The organism is Streptomyces sp. NPDC088197, assembly GCF_044741185.1.
In the GTDB taxonomy this organism is placed as follows: Bacteria; Actinomycetota; Actinomycetes; order Streptomycetales; family Streptomycetaceae; genus Actinacidiphila.
The window spans coordinates 34,019-52,519 of the sequence record NZ_JBIUSD010000023.1 but is presented as its reverse complement, the minus strand read 5'-3'; the positions used below and the strand labels follow the sequence as shown (position 1 = coordinate 52,519).

At 72.5% G+C, this 18,501-nt stretch carries 15 protein-coding genes; 9 read left to right on the top strand and 6 right to left on the bottom strand.

Features of this window, described 5'->3' with window-relative positions; all coding sequences use genetic code 11:
- Position 1: 1 nt before the first annotated feature.
- Complete coding sequence (locus ACIOC1_RS33425; protein ID WP_401858060.1) at positions 2-1,054, bottom strand: phosphotransferase family protein; 1,053 nt, start codon at positions 1,052-1,054, stop codon at positions 2-4.
- A gap of 221 nt (positions 1,055-1,275) precedes the next feature.
- Between ACIOC1_RS33425 and ACIOC1_RS33420 the strand changes: the two genes are divergently transcribed.
- Complete coding sequence (locus tag ACIOC1_RS33420) at positions 1,276-2,160, top strand: ribonuclease BN (RefSeq protein ID WP_401858057.1); 885 nt, start codon at positions 1,276-1,278, stop codon at positions 2,158-2,160.
- Positions 2,161-2,172: 12 nt separating this feature from the next.
- Here the strand turns inward: ACIOC1_RS33420 and ACIOC1_RS33415 are convergent, their stop codons facing one another.
- Positions 2,173-3,735 carry an alpha-L-arabinofuranosidase B gene (locus ACIOC1_RS33415; protein WP_401314501.1) on the bottom strand — a complete coding sequence of 521 codons (1,563 nt, stop codon included), beginning with the start codon at positions 3,733-3,735 and terminating at the stop codon, positions 2,173-2,175.
- 605 nt (positions 3,736-4,340) lie between these two features.
- Here ACIOC1_RS33415 and ACIOC1_RS33410 point away from each other — a divergent pair.
- Together ACIOC1_RS33410 and ACIOC1_RS33405 are read left to right on the top strand one after the other, a co-directional pair.
- Positions 4,341-5,498 (top strand): site-2 protease family protein, encoded by a 1,158-nt coding sequence (locus ACIOC1_RS33410; RefSeq protein ID WP_401858054.1) that lies wholly within the window; start codon positions 4,341-4,343, stop codon positions 5,496-5,498.
- Between the two features lie 60 nt (positions 5,499-5,558).
- Positions 5,559-6,098 (top strand): hypothetical protein, encoded by a 540-nt coding sequence (locus tag ACIOC1_RS33405; protein ID WP_401858051.1) that lies wholly within the window; start codon positions 5,559-5,561, stop codon positions 6,096-6,098.
- A gap of 136 nt (positions 6,099-6,234) precedes the next feature.
- Here the strand turns inward: ACIOC1_RS33405 and ACIOC1_RS33400 are convergent, their stop codons facing one another.
- On the bottom strand, positions 6,235-6,858 hold the full coding sequence (locus ACIOC1_RS33400) for a hypothetical protein (protein WP_355347459.1): 624 nt from the start codon (positions 6,856-6,858) through the stop codon (positions 6,235-6,237).
- Positions 6,859-7,341: 483 nt separating this feature from the next.
- Between ACIOC1_RS33400 and ACIOC1_RS33395 the strand changes: the two genes are divergently transcribed.
- Both ACIOC1_RS33395 and ACIOC1_RS33390 read left to right on the top strand, forming a co-directional pair.
- Positions 7,342-7,896 (top strand): hypothetical protein, encoded by a 555-nt coding sequence (locus tag ACIOC1_RS33395; RefSeq protein ID WP_355347456.1) that lies wholly within the window; start codon positions 7,342-7,344, stop codon positions 7,894-7,896.
- An 81-nt stretch (positions 7,897-7,977) separates the two neighbouring features.
- Complete coding sequence (locus ACIOC1_RS33390) at positions 7,978-9,138, top strand: cation:proton antiporter (RefSeq protein ID WP_401314493.1); 1,161 nt, start codon at positions 7,978-7,980, stop codon at positions 9,136-9,138.
- A 79-nt stretch (positions 9,139-9,217) separates the two neighbouring features.
- On the opposite strand, the gene ACIOC1_RS33385 is transcribed toward ACIOC1_RS33390, so the two are convergent.
- On the bottom strand, positions 9,218-11,602 hold the full coding sequence (locus tag ACIOC1_RS33385) for a phosphoketolase (RefSeq protein WP_401858047.1): 2,385 nt from the start codon (positions 11,600-11,602) through the stop codon (positions 9,218-9,220).
- Positions 11,603-11,882: 280 nt separating this feature from the next.
- On the bottom strand, positions 11,883-13,010 hold the full coding sequence (locus tag ACIOC1_RS33380) for a universal stress protein (RefSeq protein ID WP_401858044.1): 1,128 nt from the start codon (positions 13,008-13,010) through the stop codon (positions 11,883-11,885).
- Between the two features lie 326 nt (positions 13,011-13,336).
- On the opposite strand from ACIOC1_RS33380, the gene ACIOC1_RS33375 reads away from it, so the two are divergent.
- The 4 genes from ACIOC1_RS33375 (at position 13,337) to ACIOC1_RS33360 (ending at position 16,549) form a co-directional block, all read left to right on the top strand.
- Positions 13,337-14,029: a CBS domain-containing protein gene (locus ACIOC1_RS33375; RefSeq protein ID WP_401858042.1), complete on the top strand. Its 693-nt coding sequence runs from the start codon at positions 13,337-13,339 to the stop codon at positions 14,027-14,029.
- Complete coding sequence (locus tag ACIOC1_RS33370; RefSeq protein WP_355347441.1) at positions 14,029-14,460, top strand: cyclic nucleotide-binding domain-containing protein; 432 nt, start codon at positions 14,029-14,031, stop codon at positions 14,458-14,460. Before ACIOC1_RS33375 ends, ACIOC1_RS33370 begins: the two co-directional genes overlap by 1 nt.
- A 209-nt stretch (positions 14,461-14,669) precedes the next feature.
- On the top strand, positions 14,670-15,380 hold the full coding sequence (locus ACIOC1_RS33365) for a response regulator transcription factor (RefSeq protein WP_355347438.1): 711 nt from the start codon (positions 14,670-14,672) through the stop codon (positions 15,378-15,380).
- Between the two features lie 101 nt (positions 15,381-15,481).
- Entirely contained in the window at positions 15,482-16,549 is a 1,068-nt protein-coding gene (locus ACIOC1_RS33360; protein ID WP_401858038.1) for an Acg family FMN-binding oxidoreductase, read from the top strand.
- 127 nt (positions 16,550-16,676) lie between these two features.
- On the opposite strand, the gene ACIOC1_RS33355 is transcribed toward ACIOC1_RS33360, so the two are convergent.
- Positions 16,677-18,446: a GAF domain-containing protein gene (locus ACIOC1_RS33355; RefSeq protein WP_401858035.1), complete on the bottom strand. Its 1,770-nt coding sequence runs from the start codon at positions 18,444-18,446 to the stop codon at positions 16,677-16,679.
- Between the last annotated feature and the right edge of the window lie 55 nt (positions 18,447-18,501).

Below are 18,501 nucleotides of genomic sequence, written 5' to 3'. Positions count from 1 at the left end.
GTCAGGGCGACCGGGTCCGGTCGGGTTCCAGGAACGCCAACGCCTCCCGGAGGTTGTGCTCGACGACGCCCAGCATGAAGTCGCGGTCGGGGAAGTCGCCGTCGAGCAGGCGCAGCGGCCCGGCGACGAGCGACAGCCGCATGGCGAGCGCGTAAAACCGCAGCCGCCGCCCGTCCAATTCCGCCCCGCCCCGGTCCGGACCTCGGCCGGGCGCCGGGCGGCCGGGCAGCAGCCGGGCGTAGTGGTCGCCGAAGCGGATGCGCAGGAAGGCGTGCTCCCACTCGACGTCGAAGTACATCAGCCCCTCGACGTCGATCAGGACCGGCCTGCCTCGGGCGTCCACGAGTACGTGGTCGGGACCGAGTTCGCCGTGCACGACGGCGAACCGCTCGCGCGCGGGCACCGTGGCGTACGCCGTCCGCACGACGTCCTCCAGCCGGTCGCGGACGACGGCGATACGGGTGTCGCGCCGGGCGGCCTCGTACAGGTCGTCGAGGGCCCGGTCCAGGACGGCCCCCTCGCACGAACCGCCTTTCGACACACCACCGTTGTCGACCAGCGCGACCTTGCCGAAGCCCGGAGCGGTGTGGTCCGCCATCAGGCCGAGCGCTTCGGCGAGGCGGTCCATGACCGGGGCCGCGCTCCGGGGGTCGGCGCGCAGCATCTCCTCAAGAGTCGGGCCCCGCACGTCCTCGACCACCGCGATGTCGGCGGGGTAGTGCGCCTTGCTGGTATCGGTCAGACGGATCCGCGGTGAGCGGACGCCGAGGGCGTGAAGGCGCCCGTGCGCGGCCTCGAAGAGGTCGATGCCGGAGGCGTGCGAGAACGGGTCGGTGTGGTCAGCGTCCGTGCCGTCGCTCGGCCAGTAGTTCTCGGTGTCGTCCCAGATGTAGACGATGACCGTCGAGTCGTCGTCGAGCGTCAGCCGGTAGACGCCCTTCTTGCTGCCGCCGCGCAGTCGGTCGACCCGTGCGATGCGGCGGCCGGGTCCGAGGGCGGCCCGTGCCACCCCTTCCAGCCGCTCGCGGTCCGGAAATCCGCGTTCCGTGTGCATGCCCCACCCCTCGTGATCGACCGTGCAGTCTCCCACGGGCGGCGGTGACGATGCGTATTCCCTTGTCCCCGTACCCCCGTGCCGCGTCGCGGAGACCTGGCCCATCCCGGATAGCCGGCCGTGCGCGGGGGCATACGCCGAACACAGGAGCGACGAGGACGGCGTACGGGGAACGGTGACAACGACCGCACAGGGCTGAACTCCGGCTGAGGAGGGGGACGATGGTGGATCTGCGCCGGGTCTGGGAAGGCTCGGCGGCCGGACGCGTGTGGCGCAAGGGCGCCGAACTGGAGCTGCTGCAACGCTCGATGGGCTTCGCCGCGCTCGGCCTGGTCACGTTGATGCCGCTGCTGATCGTGGTCGCCGCGGCGGCGCCCTTCCAACGCACCGGCTTCGCCCAGTGGGTGGTCGACGGCATGGGCCTGTCCCCGCACCCCGCCGAGTCCGTGCAGCGCCTGTTCGCCACACCACGGCGGGTGTTGAGCACCACCAGCGCGCTCAGCCTGGCCTCGCTCGCGATCTTCGGACTGTCCTTCGCGGCCAGCGTCGAGACCGGCTACCGCAAGGTCTGGGAGCTGCCCGCCAGCCCCTGGCACAGCGTGTGGCGGCGCGCGGTGTGGCTCGCGGGCCTGACGGCGTATCTCTTCGCCGAGGCCCAGAGCGGCGCCTTCCTCAGCCACGGCTGGCGGCAGGCCGTCGTGCGCATCACCCTCACCCTCGTCTTCGGCGTCCTCTTCTTCTGGTGGGGCCAGCGCTTCCTCCTCGGCGGCCTCATCACCTGGCGCGCGGCCCTGCCCGGCGCCGTCCTCACCATGGCGGGCCTCGTCGGCCTGCGGGGCTTCTCCTGGCTGGTCTTCTCGCCGCTCATCGTCACCAACGCCGTCACCTACGGCTCGGTCGGCACCGTCTTGATGGTGCAGTGCTGGCTGATCGGCGTCGGCTTCGTCTTCTTCGGCGGCCCCCTCGTCGGCTGCGAGATCCAGCAGACCCGCGCCCGCCGGGCGGCCGGCCCCCAGCGGACGGGGACGGAAGCGCAGACGGGGACGGAAGGAGAGGCGGTGGCGGACGGGGAGGGCCGCGTCGCCGGGTGGCGGCGCGGCCCGTAGGCGTCGGACGGTTCAGCCCCAGGGCTGGGAGACGACCCAGCTCGTGTCGTCGCTCCAGGACGTGGCGCTGTCCCAGGCGTTGGAGCCGCCGTTGCCGCCGATGTAGACGGTGTTGTTGTAGTGGCGGATGTCCTTGTCGGTGTAGTTGACGGACTGGAAGGTGTTGCCCTGGCCGTTGTTGCCCGGCTGCGGGCAGAAGGTGGCGTCCTGGGCGTAGAGGGAACCGCCGTCATTGGCATTGAGCTTGAGCTGGAAGTTGGAGTGGCGCAGGTACTGCCCCGAGGTGTTGGCGGACTCGAAGGAGACGCAGGCGCTGTTGGCCAGACCCGCCCGTACGATCCAGGTCGCGTCGGCCTTGTCGGTCGCCGAACTGGACGCGGACACCGGGGAGATGACCACATTGGCGTCGCTGTCGTCGTGCCGGATGTAGTCGGTGGTGCAGCACGCGGTCGTGGCCCGCAGCGAGATCCGCGAGCCGGGGGTCAGCGAACCGGAGCCCGACGACTGCGTCGTGTACCCGACGGAGGCGATGTTGGTCTGCACCGCGTTCTCGGTGGCGTCGGAGGGGTAGCCGGACGTCATCACGCCCTCGTAGAACGTACCGGCGGAGCCCTTGCTGTTGTCGCCGCCGATGCCGAGGATGATCGCGCCCTCCTTGTGCATCGGGTTGTAGCCCGAGACGTTGGGGCGTACGCCGCTGTAGTACGTCGACAGGCCGCCCGACTGCGCGTTGCCGCCGCGGATCGCCCACTGGTTCGGGCCGCCCTTGACCATGGCGGTCAGGTAGCGGAAATTCACCGTCGGGTCGTTGGCGTTGTAGTGCTGGTTCACGCCGGAGAACAGGCCGTTCTCCAGGTCGGCCATGACCCAGGGGCCGTTGCCCGCGCCGTAGCCCCAGACCTTGATGTTCCCGAAGTAGATGGCCTCCATGTGGCCGTTGCCGGTGTCGTTGTTACTGGTCTCGGCGTTGCCGTAGTCGAAGCAGCAGCCGCCGTTGTAGTGCGTGCCGTCGAGGATCGCGTACATCCCCTCCGGCTGGTCGCCGGTCGCGATCCCGCTGGTGTGGTCGTTGCGGTAGCCGGTCCCGGGCGCCACGTAGACGCCGTACGCCTTGTGGCCGCCCACCGTGGTCGGCGCCGCGGTCGCGTTCGCCAGATTGTCCGGTCCGCCCGCGGCCCCGCCGCCGGGCGCCTGGGTGAGGTTGTTGCCGCGTCCCGACTGGTCGTAGATGACCGTGATCACGCAGGTCGTCCCGGAGCAGAACGAGTCCTGTGCGGCGGCGTTGGCGTATCCGCCCGTGCTCAGCACGCCGATGTTCTGTGTGGCGTTGTCGGAGGCGCGCCTGACCTGGTAGAGCGAGCCGCTGTACGTGGAGTACAGCGCCCGTGTGGTGCTGTGGGCGGCCACGCAGGGGGTGCCGCCCGCGCTGTACGCGTCGCAGGGGAGCGAACCCGCCGCGTGGGAGGTGCCCGTGCCGCCGATCAGGAGACCCGCGACGAGGGTCGCCGCGGCGGCGAGGCAGAGCGCCCATTTCCTGAAGCGGCCCGCTAAGGGATTCGTTGCGGTCAGGGACATGAATGTCCTCCTCGATGTGAGTGGGGGGACCGCCGCCCGGCAGCGGGCGGCGGCGCATCGCACCTGGCCGCACGGCGTCTCCGTGACGGTTGCGGTGAGCTTGAATTGTGATCGCTAACAACGCGACATGGTCCAGTGCTGCGGCAACGCGAAGGCGGCACGCGGCCGGTGTCGCCCGCCGAGGCGCGCCGACCGTGCGTGAACGGTCCTGGCCCGCGCCGTCCCTGGCGGCGGCGGGATACCGGAGGGCCGTTCGCCCCGCCGACGCGCTCCCGACTCCTGGGCCCGTCCGTGGCAGCTCGGCCTGGACGCAGAGCGCGAGAGCGCGTCACGCGGGGGTCCGACCCTCTATCGCTTGGCCGTTATTGTTAGCGCTCACTGTGGCGGCGTCAAGGCGTTGCGCAGAAGAAATCCCGCCCTGGGCGCCCCGGCCTCCGTTCGTCGGGCGCCTCGGGGGACGGGGGCGGCGGCGCATGGGAGACGTCAAGATCCCGCCCCGGAGTCGGCCGGGCCGCACGGTCCGGGGCGCGGGGGAGGACGATGGAGGGGAGGGCGGCTTTTGTCACGATTTACGCGGTGCGCGGTGGGCGGGGGCTGGAGGTGCGATGAACGGATCGGTGCGGTTGGGCCGGATCGCCGGTGTGCCGCTGCGGATGCACTGGAGCGCGCCCCTGCTGATCGTCTTCGTCAGCGTCGCCCTGGGCGGCGGCGTGCTGTCCGCCTGGGCGCCGGGCCACTCCGCGGCCGCCTACCGCACCGGGGCGCTGATCGGCGCCCTGGCGCTCGCCGTGAGCCTGGTCGCGCACGAGGCGGCCCACGCCCTGGCGGCGCGCCGCGCGAAGATCGAGGTCAAGGACGTGACGGTCTTCGCGCTCGGCGGCGTCACGCGGATGGGGTCGGCGACCACGCCCCGCGACGAGGGCTGGGTGGCGGCGATCGGGCCGTTGACCAACCTGGTGCTCGGCGGGCTGTTCCTGGCCGCCGCCGTGGCGGTCGACGACACGCTGCACTGGGCCGTGGCCGCGGCCGTACTCGCCTGGGTCGCGTGGGCCAACGGACTCCTCGGCGTCTTCAACCTGCTGCCCGCCGCCCCGCTCGACGGCGGCCGGGTCCTGCAAGCGGTGATCTGGCGGATCCGCGGCGACCGCGAGCGCGCGGCCAGGATCTCCGGGCGCTGCGGCCAGGTGTTCGGCGTCGCGCTGCTCGCCGGCGGCTGGCTCGAAGTCCTCATGGGCCAGGCCGCGGGGCTGTGGCTGGTCCTGCTCGGCGCCTTCATCTCCTTCACCGCCTACGCGGAGGTCCGCCGCTCGGTGCTGTACGAGACCCTGCGCGGCGTCCGTGTCACCCAGGCGATGCACCCGGCCGTCGCGGGCCAGGACTGGCACACCGTGGACGAATTCCTGGCCACCTCGGCCTCCGGCGTCGGTGTCCGTACGGTGATTCCGCTGACCGACCTCGACGGCCGGCCCAGCGGCGTCGTCACCGCGTCCGCGCTCCTGTCCGTCCCGGCGGTGCGCAGGCGGGACACCCGGGTACGGGACGTCGCATTGCCATTGGACCGCTGCCTGCTGGTCGACCCCGACGACCGGGTCACCGACGTCTTCGACCGTCTCGCCACCACCTCGGGCAGCCCCGTTCTCGTCCTGCACGACAACCGCGTCGTCGGCGTGGTCACCGCCGAGGACATCACCGGGCTGACCCGGCGCCACCCGCACCCGCCGGCCCGGCCCCCTGCCGCCCACGGAGCGGGCCACACCACCTGACCGAAGGCCGCACCCACGCGGCGGCACGGGGGAGAGGCGACGGAAAGAAGGACTTCTGCCATGGATCCTGAACGCATCGAGCGCATGGTGACCGCCCTGCGCGCACGAGGCGTCATGGCCCACCGAGCCGACGCGGGCGTCTACGAATTCGGCATCGGCGTGGCGCTGGGGGACGGCAGCGAGGCCCAGTGGAACCTCGGCGGAGCCGCCGGGCTGGACGCGGTGGTGACGCGCGACGGCGTCCTCATCGGCTTCCTCCCGCATGTCCTCGGCGGCGCCGCCTTCACCGACGACCAGATCGTCGACGCCATCGCCACCGCCCGCTACCCGGAGGAGGGCCTCTACCCGGCCCAGGACGCCGGCCCGCGGCCCGACGCGCCGACGCCGCCAGGCCCGCCTACGCCGCCCGGCCCGCCCGCGACCTCCCGGCCGTCCACCGCGGACCGCCGACCCTCCACCCCGCCCGCGAATCCCCAGCCACCCCCCGCGGACTCACGGCCGTCCCCCGCGAAGAACGTGCCGACCGCACGGCACCGCACGCTCCTGGCCAGGCTCCGCCGCCTGCGGCGCGTACAGCGGCTCCGCCGGGCCTCGCGCTGACGACGACCGCTGACCGGCCACTGACCGACCGCTCACGAACGCTGTCGGCGCCCACGACGGACATCGAGGGCGCGCACGCGTGCGACGGGGCACCGCCGTGGTGGCGGTGCCCCGTCAGGCGCGGGTGGTGCGGGGCTCACACGAGCCAGCGGTGGCGGGCGACGAGGGGGACGCGGGCCCAGGCCCGGCCGAGCCCCCAGGTGGTGCCCGCCGCGGCGAAGGCGAAGAGGATCATCGCGAGGGCGTAGATGAGGTGGTAGTCCACGAACGGGTTGGACGACATGCTCGGCGCGCCGGTGGACAGGTGCTGCGCGGGCGGCCATTCGGCGGCCCACATCATGGCCATCAAGACGGTGCCCGCGGCGGCGGTCAGACGCAGGGCGACGCCGCTCATGAGGGCGACGCCGATGCCGAGCAGGCCGAGCATGAACAGCCAGTCGGTCCAGCCCTTGCCCGCGATGTCGTGGAAGAACGACTCCAGCGGACCGGCGGAGACACCCGACAGGAACCCCTTGGTGGGCGACCCGCCGTCGATCCAGCCCTTGCCGGAGCCGGTCGCGTAGTGCCAGCCGAAGGTCTTGTCGAGGAAGGCCCACAGGAAGACGAAACCGGTCGCGATCCGTACGGTGGCGAGCGACTTGGCGACGAGCGCGGAGTCGGTGCCGACGGCCGTCGCGTCGCCGCCGCGGTCGGCGGACGCCTTGTTCCGAGCGGGGAGGCGGAACCCTGCGTGCTGCCGGGTGTGGTCGTGGACTGCCATGACGGCTCCCAGTTCAATGGGGGTTGACGTTCGGTCAGACACCACTGTGCCGCGCGGTGTTGGCCGCACGCTGGGGGCTCACGGCCCGACCCGCAGGGCCGAACGGCTCTGCCCGGCGGCCCGGTTGGGCCGAGAGCCCCGAGGCGTCACGTGCCGAGGCGTCGAGGCTTCGAGGCGGCAGGCGTCCCACGGCGGGCCCGGCGGCCACCGTCCGCCGCTGATGCCTTCCGGCGCGCCCCGACAGACCTCACCCGTCCGGCCGTCCCGCGACCACTCACCGTGTGCTCATGCCCGCCCCGTTTCGGTGACGGGTGGCCGAAGCGCTCATGCGGTCCGGCCGCGGAGCCCGGCGGCGTCCCACGCGGTCCGGTCCACCCACCCGACAGGGCCGTTCGGCCCTCCGCAGACGGCGCGGGAGGCGGGAGCGTGGAGACACGGGGTCAGTCGGCCCCCGTCGTGTCGCTCGACGAGGAGGGACCGACCATGGAACGCGGAATCTGGCTGTGGCGTCTGCGGAAGAATCCGCTGCGCCGACGTTCGTACGCCGTGGAGGCGTGGGCCTTCCTCGCGGCGGCCCTGGCCGCGCTGGTGGTCGCGGTGCTGGTCGGAGTCTCGACCGCGCACGGTCTCCAGCGCGAGTACGCGCAGCAGCGTCTCGACCGGCACAGCACCAGCGCGGTCCTGACCCAGAAGGCCCCGGACGGCTACCGGCTGTCCCGGGTGGACGTACCGGCGCAGTGGAAGGCGCCCGACGGCACCGTGCTCACCGGCATCGTCACCGCCAGTCCCGGCACCTCCCGCGGCGCCGTCGTTCCGGTGTGGACCAACAGCCAGGGTGTCGAGGTCGCGCAGCCGCTGTCCCCCTCCTCCGGGGAATTCCAGGCCGATGTGATCGGCGCGGGAGCGGCCTTCGCCATCTGCGTCGGCGTCCTGATCGGCTGCGGGATCACCACCAAACTCCTCGACCACCGCCGGTGTGCCCGCTGGGACGCCGAGTGGACGGACGCCGACTCGCGCTGGGGCCACCACAGCGTGTGACCGACGGTGCTGGCCCGGCCACGGTCCCGCCAGTACGGTGAGTGACCCGCCGGTCCTTCCGTCTGCCAGGAGACCCCGCCTGTGAGCTTCGCGACGCTGGCCGTCCTGTCCCTGGCCGCCCTGCTGGGCCCGCTGCTGGCCCTGCCGAAACAGTGGCACCTGCCCGTCGTCCTGGGCGAGCTGGCCGCCGGTGTCCTGCTCGGACCCACCGTGATCGGCTACCTGCACGCCGACGATCCGACGTTCGCCTTCCTCGCGGACATCGGCTTCGCCCTGATCATGTTCGTCGCCGGCGCACGGGTACCGGTGCGTGACCCGCAGTTGCGCGCGGGACTGGGCAGCGGGGCCGGGCGCGCCCTGGCCGTCGGCGTCCTGGCGGCGGTCCCCGCATTCCTCCTGGCGCGGGGCTTCGACACCGGGCACACCGCTCTCTATACGGTGCTGATGGCGTCGTCGTCCGCCGCGCTGATCCTGCCGATCGTCGACTCGCTGTCGCTCGGCGGCCCGCAGATCCTGCGCATGCTGCCCCAGGTCGCGGTCGCCGACACGGCCTGCATCGTCGCCCTGCCCCTGGTGATCGACCCGCGCCACGCCGCCCGCGCGGCGCTCGGCGCGTGCGCGGTCATCGCCTGCGCGGCGGCGCTGTTCCTGGTCCTGCGCCGGTTCGAGCGCGACGGCCTGCGGCGCAGAATGCACCGGCTCTCCGAGGAACGGCGCTTCGCCCTGGAACTGCGGATCAGCCTGGTCATCCTGTTCGCACTGGCCGCGCTCGCCGTGCGGACCCACGTCTCGATCATGCTGGCGGGCTTCTCCTTCGGCCTGGTCGTCTCCGCGATCGGCGAACCCCGCCGCCTGGCGAAACAGCTCTTCGCCCTGACCGAGGGCTTCCTCGGCCCGCTGTTCTTCCTGTGGCTGGGGGCGTCCCTCGATCTGCGCGCCCTGGCCGGTCACCCCTCCTTCGCGGTGCTCGGCGCGGCGCTCGGGCTGGGCGCGGTCGCGGTGCACGCCGCGCTGCGGGTCACCGGCCAGCCCTTCGCCGTGGGCGTCCTCGCCTCCGCCCAGCTCGGCGTCCCGGTGGCCGCCGCGACCCTGGGCACCCAACTGCGCCTGCTCGAACCCGGTGAGGCCGCGGCCCTCATGCTCGGCGCCCTGGTGACCATCGCCGCCGCCACCCTCGCGACCTCCCTCACCGGCCCGAGCACCCCGAAGGACCACGGCCTCGCGGCACCGGCCGCCCCTTGACCGCGAGCCCCGCGCAGCGACGGCGGGCCTCCCGGAATCCGGAAGGCCCGCCGTTCCCACCTCTAATCGTTCCCGGCCCTCAGCCGGTCCAGGACCAGTCGGCGACCTCGGGGAGGTCGACGCCGTGTTCGCGGATCCAGGCGTGGTGGCGCAGCCGGGTGTCCTCCATCTTCTGACGGACGGGCGCCGCCGCCACCGCGAGGTCGGGGACGCGGTCGATGACGTCCATGACCAGCCGGTAGCGGTCGAGGTCGTTGCGGACCACCATGTCGAACGGCGTGGTGGTGGTGCCGTTCTCCTTGTAGCCGCGCACATGCATATGGGCGTGGCCGGTGCGGCGGTAGGTGAGCCGGTGGATGAGCCACGGGTAGCCGTGGTACGCGAAGATCACCGGCTTGTCGGGGGTGAACAGCGCGTCGTACTCGGCGTCGGGCATGCCGTGCGGGTGTTCGTCCTTGGGCAGCAGCCGCGCCAGATCGACCACGTTGACGACCCGTACCGACAGGTCGGGAAGGTGCTCGCGCAGCAGGGACACGGCGGCGATGGTCTCCTGCGTGGGGACGTCACCGGCGCAGGCCAGGACCACATCGGGTTCCGCGCCGTCCTCGGAGCTCGCCCATTCCCAGATGCCGGCGCCGCGTGCGCAGTGCGCGCGGGCGGCCTCCAGATCGAGCCAGTCGAAGCAGGGCTGCTTCCCGGCGACCACGACGTTCACGTAGTCCTTGGAACGCAGCACGTGATCGGCCACGGACAGCAGGGTGTTGGCGTCCGGCGGCAGGTAGACCCGCACGACCTCGGGGGACTTGTTGAGGACGTGGTCCACGAAGCCGGGGTCCTGGTGCGAGAAGCCGTTGTGGTCCTGCCGCCAGACATGCGACGTCAGCAGGTAGTTGAGCGACGCGATGGGCCGCCGCCACGGCAGCGGCCGTGAGGTGCGCAGCCACTTGATGTGCTGGTTGGCCATCGAGTCGACGATGTGCACGAACGCCTCGTAGCACGAGAACAGGCCGTGACGGCCCGTCAGGAGATAGCCCTCCAGCCACCCTTGGCAGGTGTGCTCGGACAGGATCTCCATCACCCGGCCGCCGCGCTCCAGGTGCTCGTCGGTGTCGAGTACCTCGGCCTCCCACGCCTTCCCGCTCACGTCGTAGACGGCTTCGAGCCGGTTGGAGGCGGTCTCGTCCGGGCCGACCAGCCGGAAGTCCCGGTGCTCCGCGGTGTCGGCCATGATCTGCTTGAGCAGCCCGCCGAGCACCCGCGTGGGCTCGTGCAGATTCACCCCCGGCTTGTCGACCGCCACCGCGAAGTCCTCCAGCGGCGGCACCGGCAGGTCGCGCCGGAGCAGACCGCCGTTGGCGTGCGGGTTCAGACCCAGCCGCCGCTCGCCGTCCGGTGTGCAGCTCAGCACCTGGGCGCTCGGGCGGCCGTCCCGGTCGAAGAGCTCCTCGGGGCGGTACGAGCGCAGCCACTGCTCCAACTGGCGCAGGTGCTCCGGGTTGTCACGGACCCCGGCCAGCGGCACCTGGTGCGCCCGCCAGGTGCCCTCCACCGGCAGCCCGTCGACCTCGGCGGGTCCCGTCCAGCCCTTCGGCGTACGGAGCACGATCATCGGCCACCGGGCCCGCTCGCCGTCGTCGCCCGCACGCGCCGCGTCCTGGATGGCGGCGATACGGTCCAGCGCGGTGTCCATGGCCGCGGCCATCGCCCGGTGCACGTCGTGCGGGTCGTCGCCCGTCACGTGGATCGGGTCGTGGCCGTAGCCGCGCAGCAGTTCGTCCAGCTCGTGCTCGGGGAGCCGGGCCAGCACCGCCGGGTTGGCGATCTTGTAGCCGTTGAGGTGCAGGATCGGCAGGACGGCGCCGTCGTGCACCGGGTCGAGGAATTTGTTGGAGTGCCAGGAGGTGGCCAGCGGACCGGTCTCCGCCTCGCCGTCGCCCACGACACACGCCACCAGCAGGTCCGGGTTGTCGAAGGCCGCGCCGTACGCGTGGGACAGCGAATATCCCAGCTCGCCGCCCTCGTGGATCGAGCCCGGCGTCTCGGGCGCGACGTGGCTGGGGATGCCGCCGGGGAAGGAGAACTGCCGGAACAGCCGGGCCATGCCGTCCGCGTCCCGCCCGATGTCGGGATAGGTCGCGGAGTAACTGCCGTCGAGCCAGGAGTTGGCCACCACCGCGGGGCCGCCGTGTCCGGGGCCCCACACGCAGAGCGCGTCCAGCCCGCGGGTCCTGATCACCCGGTTGAGGTGGGTGTGCACGAGGTTGAGGCCGGGGGAGGTCCCCCAGTGGCCGAGCAGCCGCGGCTTGATGTGCTCGGGGCGTAGCGGCTCCTCGAGCAGGGGATTGGCGAGCAGGTAGATCTGGCCGACGGACAGGTAGTTGGCCGCCTTCCAGTGGGCGACCAGGGCGGCCAGTTCGGTGTCGTCAAGAGCGCTGCCCGGCTGGGCCGGGGGTGCCTGAGACATGTCTTCCTCCGCGGAGTCGAAGTCGTCGTCCCAGACTCGGAGGTCTCGCCCGCGGTCCGACAGAGCCGACCGGGCAGCGATCGGGGGCCGTTCGGGCCAGCGCCCCCGGGTCGGGACACGGCGTTCCTCGCGCGAGTCTGCCACGAGGTGCCGGTCGGCCGGGGTAACCGCCCCAGGTGTGTGGCGCGATCCGGGCGGACACGCCTTCCGCATCGCTCCCGGAGCAACCGCCCCGGCCGCGTGGTGCCGACGCCCCTTCGGGCGGAGCGCCGCGCGTGACTCAGCCGTCCTGCCTGGCCTGGTGGCCGCGGAGCAGCCGGCCGTGGGCGGCACGGGAATGGGTGACGACGCATACGTCGATGTCGTCGCCCGAGCCCTCGACGATGATCTCGCCGACACCCCGGCTGAACAGCCTCTGGAGGCGGGTGCGCCGGGTCGCGCCGATCAGGATCTGGCTGGCGCTCACCCGCCGGGCGAAGTCGAGGACGGCGCGCGCCGGGTCGCCGCTGGTGAGCGTGTGGTACGTGCCGCCGAGCTCTTCCACCAGCGCGCGCTGTTCGGTCGGCAGGCGAGCGGAAGGGGACGTCGACGCGTCGTCGGGCTCGACGTGGACGGCGAGGAATTCGCCTCCCGCGCCGCGGGACGCGGTGCGCTTGGCGCGCCGGATGAGGGTGTCGCCCTCCGCGCCGCCGGAGAGGGCGACCAGCACCCGCTCGCGCGCGGACCAGGGCTGCTGGATGCCGTGGCCCTCGCGGTAGCGCTGAAGAGCCTCCTCCACCCGGTCGGCTGCCCACAGCAGGGCGATCTCGCGCAGGGCGGTGAGGTTTCCGGCGCGGAAGTAGTTGACCAGTGCCTGCTCGGCCCGCTCCGGCGGATAGATGTCGCCGTCGGCCATCCGCTGCCTCAGCGCCTCGGCGGACATGTCCACGAGCTCGATCTGGTCCGCGCCGCGGACCACGTCGTCCGGAACGGTCTCGCGCTGTTTGGCCCCGGTGATGTGCTCCACCACGTCGTTGAGCGATTCGAGATGCTGGATGTTGACGGTGGAGATCACGTTGATGCCCGCGTCGAGCAATTCGTGGACGTCCTGCCAGCGCTTCTTGTTCCGTGCGCCGGGGATGTTGGTGTGGGCCATCTCGTCGACCAGCGCGAGTTGCGGGCGGCGGGCGAGGACGGCGTCGAGGTCCATCTCCGTGAAGGCGCAGTCGCGGTATCCGACGGTCCGGCGCGGCACCTGCTCCAGGCCCTCCGCCATCCGGTGGGTCAGCGGCCTGCCGTAGTCCTCCACGAAGGCGATGACCACGTCGGTGCCCTGGTCGGCACGCAGGTGGCCCTCGCCGAGCATCGCGTACGTCTTGCCCACCCCTGGGGCCGCCCCGAGATACACCCGCAGGCTTCCGCACGCCATGGCCGTTCCCTTCTCGCCGCCGAGGCCGAACCGGCCCGCACATCGACCGGACGCCCCGAGATCTCACTGTTTTACCCTTTATCTCTCCATTCTCCTGGTTATACATATGAACGGGAGGCTTCGCCGCGGGCTCCGTGCCGGTACCTGGCCGACGTGGAGCGGAACCCGGCGGCGGCGCGAGCCGGCCCACCGGCCCCGGCGCCGGGACCTCGCGAGGGCCGGTCGGCCGGGGCGGCCACCCCTTGTGGCCCTGGAACACGGAGTGCGCGCGCCGCACCGTGAAAGGAGAGGGGCGGCAGGCGAGCGCGTCCGCGGAGGAGTGGGTCATGAAGCAGCGTGAGGTCGGGATCGTGATGACGAGTGACGTCGTCAGCGTCCGCCCCGCGACACCGTTCAAGGACATCGCCGGGCTGCTCGGGAAACACCGGGTGAGCGGTGTGCCGGTGGTGGACGACGACGAGAAGGTGATCGGGGTGATCTCCGCGACCGACCTGTTGTTCCGCCAGGCGGAGCAGGCGTGGAACGTCCCCGCGCGGCGCATGTCCTTGAACCGTGCCGCGTACCGGAAGGCGGCCAAGGCCCGCGCCCGCACCGCGGGTGAGCTGATGTCGGCCCCGGCCGTCACCGTCCAGGCGTACGAGTCGGTCGTCGGCGCCGCGCGCACCATGCTGGAGCACGGGGTGGAGCGGCTGCCCGTCCTCGATGAGGAGAGCCGCCTGGTCGGCATCGTGACCCGGCGCGACCTGCTGCGGGTCTTCCTCCGCCCGGACGACGAGATCCGCGCCGAGGTGATCGACGAGGTCTTCGTCAAGACCTTCTGGGCGCCGTCGGACGCGGTGGGGGTCACGGTCTCCGGCGGCGTGGTCACCCTGGAGGGCCGGCTGGAGCGGGCGGACCAGGTGCCGGTGGCCGGCTGGATGACCGGACGGATCGACGGGGTCGTCGGCGTCGTCAACAGACTCACCTCACGCTTCGGCGACTCCCTCGCCGAAGCGAAGCGACCGGAAGGGGCACGGTGATGAGAACCGCTACCACTGGCCTGTTCAGCTCGCTCCCGTCCCCCGGACGGCAGCGGCTGGAGAGCCTTGCCCGAGAGGTGTCGTTCCCCGCGGGCACCCGGATCTACGAGGAGGGCGAGCGGGCCGACCGGTTCTGGGTCGTGCGCACCGGCGCCGTCACCCTCGACCTCCGGCGGCCCGGACGCCCGGCCCCCGAGGTGGAGATGCTGGGCCCCGGAGACCTGCTCGGCTGGTCCTGGCTGTTCCCGCCGTACGTCTGGCAGATGGGCGCCCAGGCCCAAAGCCCCGTGCGGGCACAGGAGTTCGACGCCACCGTGGTACGGGCGCTGGCCGAAGCGGACCCGGTGTTCGGACGAGCCCTGGCGATGAAGGTCGGCGAGGTCGTCGCCCACCGGTTGCAGAGCACCCGGGCCAGACTGCTCGAGCGGTGAGCAGCCCGTGAGCCGCGGAGAACGCGGAAGCGAAGGAGGCTGAGCGGCCTCCCGGCCGTGGGCCCGCGATGGGCGACAACTGCGCTCCAGACCCTGCCCCGACGTCCGATACCGGCCAAGGGACCGTTCGGCCCTAGCAACGGGTCCGTACGACCGTTCATGATCGGAGGACCGGGCGCGGCACACGACAGGGCGAAGGATCGGCGCACATGACCGAAGTACGGCAGTTCTCACCGCAGGCGCCGATCAGGGTCTTCCTGCTGGACGACCACGAGGTCGTCCGGCGCGGCGTCCACGACCTGCTCGACTCGGAACCCGACATCGAGGTGGTCGGCGAGGCCGCGACCGCCGCGCAGGCCGAGGCCCGCGGACCGGCCCTGCGGCCGGACGTCGCCGTCCTGGACGTCCGGCTGCCCGACGGCGACGGCATCACCGTCTGCCGCGAGCTGCGGTCGCGGATGCCCGGTCTCGCCTGCTTGATGCTGACGTCCTTCGACGACGACGACGCGCTGCTCGACGCGATCATGGCGGGCGCGGCGGGCTATGTGCTCAAGCAGATCAAGGGCTCCGACCTGGTCGCCGCCGTGCGGACCGTCGCCTCGGGGCAGTCGATGCTCGACCCCGCCACCACCTCCCGGCTGATGAGCAATCTGCGCGGCGGCGGCCCGACAGCGACGGCGGAACCCGAGGTCGAGGCGCTCGCCTCGCTGTCACCGCGCGAGCGCGAGATCCTCCAACTCGTCGGTGAGGGACTCACCAACGGCCAGATCGGCAAGCGCCTGTACCTGTCGGAGAAGACGGTCAAGAACAACGTCTCGCGGCTGCTGGCCAAGCTCGGCGTGGAGCGCCGCATCCAGGCGGCCGTCATGGCCACGCACGACACCGCCCAGCACTCCGGGCCGGAGCACGGCCGCCGCTGAACACGGGGCCGACCGGCCCTCCGGCCGGGCACCAAACGGCCCCTCCCGCCGCCCGTCGTGCTCCGTCAGCCTGGAAGCAGGACGGCCGGGAGGAGAACACGATGCGGACCGCACCACTGGACGCGGAGACCCTGGAGAAGCTGATCTCCGCGGCGGGCGCGGCGCCTTCGATCCACAACACTCAGCCGTGGCGGTTCCGACTCGACCCCGACACCAGCACGCTGGAGGTACGGGCGGCCGTCGACCGCGGGCTGCGGCACGTCGACCCGATGGGACGCGCCGTCCACCTGTCGGTCGGCGCCGCCCTGTTCAACCTCCGGGTCGCGGTCGCCCACTTCGGCTGGGACCCGGTGCCGCGGCTGCTGCCCGACCCCGCCGAGCCCGACCTGCTGGCCTCCGTACGCCTGGCCGGACCGCTGCCGACCGGTGCCCGCCGCGACCGGCAGGACCTGTACGACGCGATCTGGCGGCGGCACAGCAGCCGTCTGCCGTTCTCCGAGCAGGCGCTTCCCGCCCAGGTGCTGACCGACCTGGCCGAGGCCGCGGACGCCGAGGGCGCCCGGCTGGTACGGCCCGCCGCGGAGGAGACGGCCCGCCTGCTGGAGTTCACCACGGAGGCCGAGCGGCGCGGCATGAGCGATTCCGACCGCCGGGCCGAGAGCCGGAGCTGGATCCGTGAGGGGAGCGCGGACGGCCTGCCGGGCCGGGCGCTCGGCCCCCAGGACAGCGCGGGCCGACTGCCGCTGCGGGACTTCTCCGCGCTGCGCCCGGAGAACTACCAGCCTTCCGCGGCCTTCGAGCGGCACCCGGTGATCGCGGTCCTGTCCACCTGCCACGACCGCCCCGCCGACTGGCTGCGCGCCGGTCAGGCGCTGGAACACGTCCTGCTCGTCGCGACCGCTCACACTGTCCGCGCGTCACTGCTCCATCAGGCGCTGGAATGGGACGACCTGCGGTGGCTGCTGCGCGACCCGCGCGGCGGCATGGAACACGTACAGATGCTGATCCGCCTCGGCTACGGACCGGAGGGCCCGGCCACACCCCGGCGCCCCGTCGCCGACGTCACCGATGCCGGAACGCACACGCCCGAGGGCCTGTCCGGCGGATCACGAACGGCCCCTTCGACCCCTGGCACGCACGCCCGCCGCGTTGCCGGAATACCCGAATAGCTCCGCTATGAGGCCATCCCGGCGCCTTGCGCTCGCACGCGCCAGGCGCCGCCTGGACCGCCCATGATCCGCCGGACAGGCTCTAGGTGTAGTGACCCGGAGGGTTGTTGACGCGCGCGGCGCCCGGCTACGCCTTGGGCCCCGCCGAGGGCGGGGCGGCCGGCACCCGCCAGACCAGGCGGGTGCCGCCGCGGGGGCCGGCGGAGAGGGTCAGTTGGCCCCCGAGCCGCGCGGCCCGCTCCTCCAGATTGCGCAGCCCGCTGCGGTGCCCACCGGAAGGGGCGCCCACGCCGTCGTCGTCGACCGTGACGGTCAGGGTCCCGGAGGCGACGACCAGGGAGACCTCGGCGGAGGTCGCCCGGGCGTGCCGCCCGACGTTGGAGAGGGCTTCGACCAGGACGGCGACGGTCTCCTCCGCGACCGGCGTGGGCACATCGGTGTCGATCAGCCCCTCCATCCGCAGGGCGGGGGTGAAGCCGAGCGTCGGGACCGCGTCCTCGACCGCCATCGAGGCACGTATCCGAAGGCCGCGCGCGGTCCGCTCCCGGTCGTGCGAGCGCAGCCCGAAGATCGTCGAGCGAATGATCTTGATGGTCTCGTCCAGGTCGTCCACCGCGCGCAGCAGCCGCTCGCTCGCCTCCGGATGCTGGACGAAGCGCACCGCGCTCTGCAAGGTCATCCCCGTGGCGAACAGCCGCTGGATGGCCAGGTCGTGCAGGTCACGGGCGATCCGGTCGCGGTCCTCCAGCAGCGCGAGCTGCTCGGCGCCGCGCCGCCGCTCGGCCAGCTCCAGCGCCAGCGCGGCCTGCCCGGCGAAGCTCAGCAGCGGCGAGGACTCCGCCTCGGTGAAGGGGACAGAACCCAGCTCGCGGGCGAGCAGCAGCACACCGCGCACCGCACCGTCCGCCATCATCGGCACGGCGATCGTCGGCCCCAGGCCGTTCCAGCGCGGCGGCCCCGACGTCACCCGCGGGTCCTTGGCGATCTCCACCGTGGTGATCGGCCGCGCCGCGGCCATCGCGGCGCCCATGAACGAGCCCTCGCACGGCAGCACCAGACCGCGGTGGGTCTCGGCGTCCACCCCCACGGCGATCATCACCTGGAGGTCGGTGGTCCCCTCGACCGGCAGCGCCACCACGCCCAGGTCCGCGGCCAGGATGTGCCGGCCGTGCTCGACGATCAGCCCGAGCACATCCATCTCACCGGCGCCCGACAGCAGCTTGCTCACGATCTCCGCGTTGGCCGCCATCCACCGCTGCCCCTCGCGGGCGGTCTTGTACAGCCGCGCGTTCTCGATCGCGACACCCGCCGCGACCGCCAGGGTCGACAGCAGCGTCTCGTCGTCGCCGTCGAACTCCCGGCCACCGCGCTTCTCGGTGAGGTAGATGTTTCCGAAGACCTCGTCGCGGACCCGGATCGGCACCCCGAGGAAGGAGCGCATCGGCGGATGGTTCGCCGGGAAGCCGTACGACGCCGGGTGATCGGACAGCTCCGCGAGCCGCAGCGGCTCCGGGTGGCGGATCAGCTCGCCGAGCAGACCGTGCCCCGAGGGCAGCGGCCCGATCGCGCGGGCCTCCTCCTCGGACACCCCGACGGTCAGGAACTCCGAGAGCCGCGCGTCGTCGCCGATCACGCCCAGCGCGCCGTACTCGGCGTCCACCAGGACGACCGCGGTCTCCACGATCCGCCGCAGCACATGCGCGAGGTCCAGCTCCCGGCCCACCGACAGCACGGCCTCCAGCAGGCTGTGCACCCGATTCTGCGTGCCGCGCACCGCCCCGATGCGGACCTGCAACTCGTCCAGCAGCTCATCGAGCTGCAAACGGGGCAAGCGCCCGCCCGAGCTGTCGCCGTCCTCTCCCACCGGTCCTCCACGCGCACCGCGAACCCCGAGCATCAGCCCCTGCCCACACCGTATCGGCTGGGGTGCCCTGACGGCGGCCGAGTGCCGA

What these genes read in the sequence shown, in the direction of transcription:
- ACIOC1_RS33370 (WP_355347441.1), top strand. Translation starts at nt 14,029, where the DNA reads ATGAGAACCGCTACCACTGGCCTGTTCAGCTCGCTCCCGTCCCCCGGA.
- ACIOC1_RS33355 (WP_401858035.1), bottom strand. Translation starts at nt 18,446, where the DNA reads ATGCTCGGGGTTCGCGGTGCGCGTGGAGGACCGGTGGGAGAGGACGGC.
- ACIOC1_RS33410 (WP_401858054.1), top strand. Translation starts at nt 4,341, where the DNA reads ATGAACGGATCGGTGCGGTTGGGCCGGATCGCCGGTGTGCCGCTGCGG.
- ACIOC1_RS33415 (WP_401314501.1), bottom strand. Translation starts at nt 3,735, where the DNA reads ATGTCCCTGACCGCAACGAATCCCTTAGCGGGCCGCTTCAGGAAATGG.
- ACIOC1_RS33375 (WP_401858042.1), top strand. Translation starts at nt 13,337, where the DNA reads ATGAAGCAGCGTGAGGTCGGGATCGTGATGACGAGTGACGTCGTCAGC.
- ACIOC1_RS33405 (WP_401858051.1), top strand. Translation starts at nt 5,559, where the DNA reads ATGGATCCTGAACGCATCGAGCGCATGGTGACCGCCCTGCGCGCACGA.
- ACIOC1_RS33360 (WP_401858038.1), top strand. Translation starts at nt 15,482, where the DNA reads ATGCGGACCGCACCACTGGACGCGGAGACCCTGGAGAAGCTGATCTCC.
- ACIOC1_RS33400 (WP_355347459.1), bottom strand. Translation starts at nt 6,858, where the DNA reads ATGGCAGTCCACGACCACACCCGGCAGCACGCAGGGTTCCGCCTCCCC.
- ACIOC1_RS33420 (WP_401858057.1), top strand. Translation starts at nt 1,276, where the DNA reads ATGGTGGATCTGCGCCGGGTCTGGGAAGGCTCGGCGGCCGGACGCGTG.
- ACIOC1_RS33395 (WP_355347456.1), top strand. Translation starts at nt 7,342, where the DNA reads ATGGAACGCGGAATCTGGCTGTGGCGTCTGCGGAAGAATCCGCTGCGC.
- ACIOC1_RS33385 (WP_401858047.1), bottom strand. Translation starts at nt 11,602, where the DNA reads ATGTCTCAGGCACCCCCGGCCCAGCCGGGCAGCGCTCTTGACGACACC.
- ACIOC1_RS33425 (WP_401858060.1), bottom strand. Translation starts at nt 1,054, where the DNA reads ATGCACACGGAACGCGGATTTCCGGACCGCGAGCGGCTGGAAGGGGTG.
- ACIOC1_RS33380 (WP_401858044.1), bottom strand. Translation starts at nt 13,010, where the DNA reads ATGGCGTGCGGAAGCCTGCGGGTGTATCTCGGGGCGGCCCCAGGGGTG.
- ACIOC1_RS33365 (WP_355347438.1), top strand. Translation starts at nt 14,670, where the DNA reads ATGACCGAAGTACGGCAGTTCTCACCGCAGGCGCCGATCAGGGTCTTC.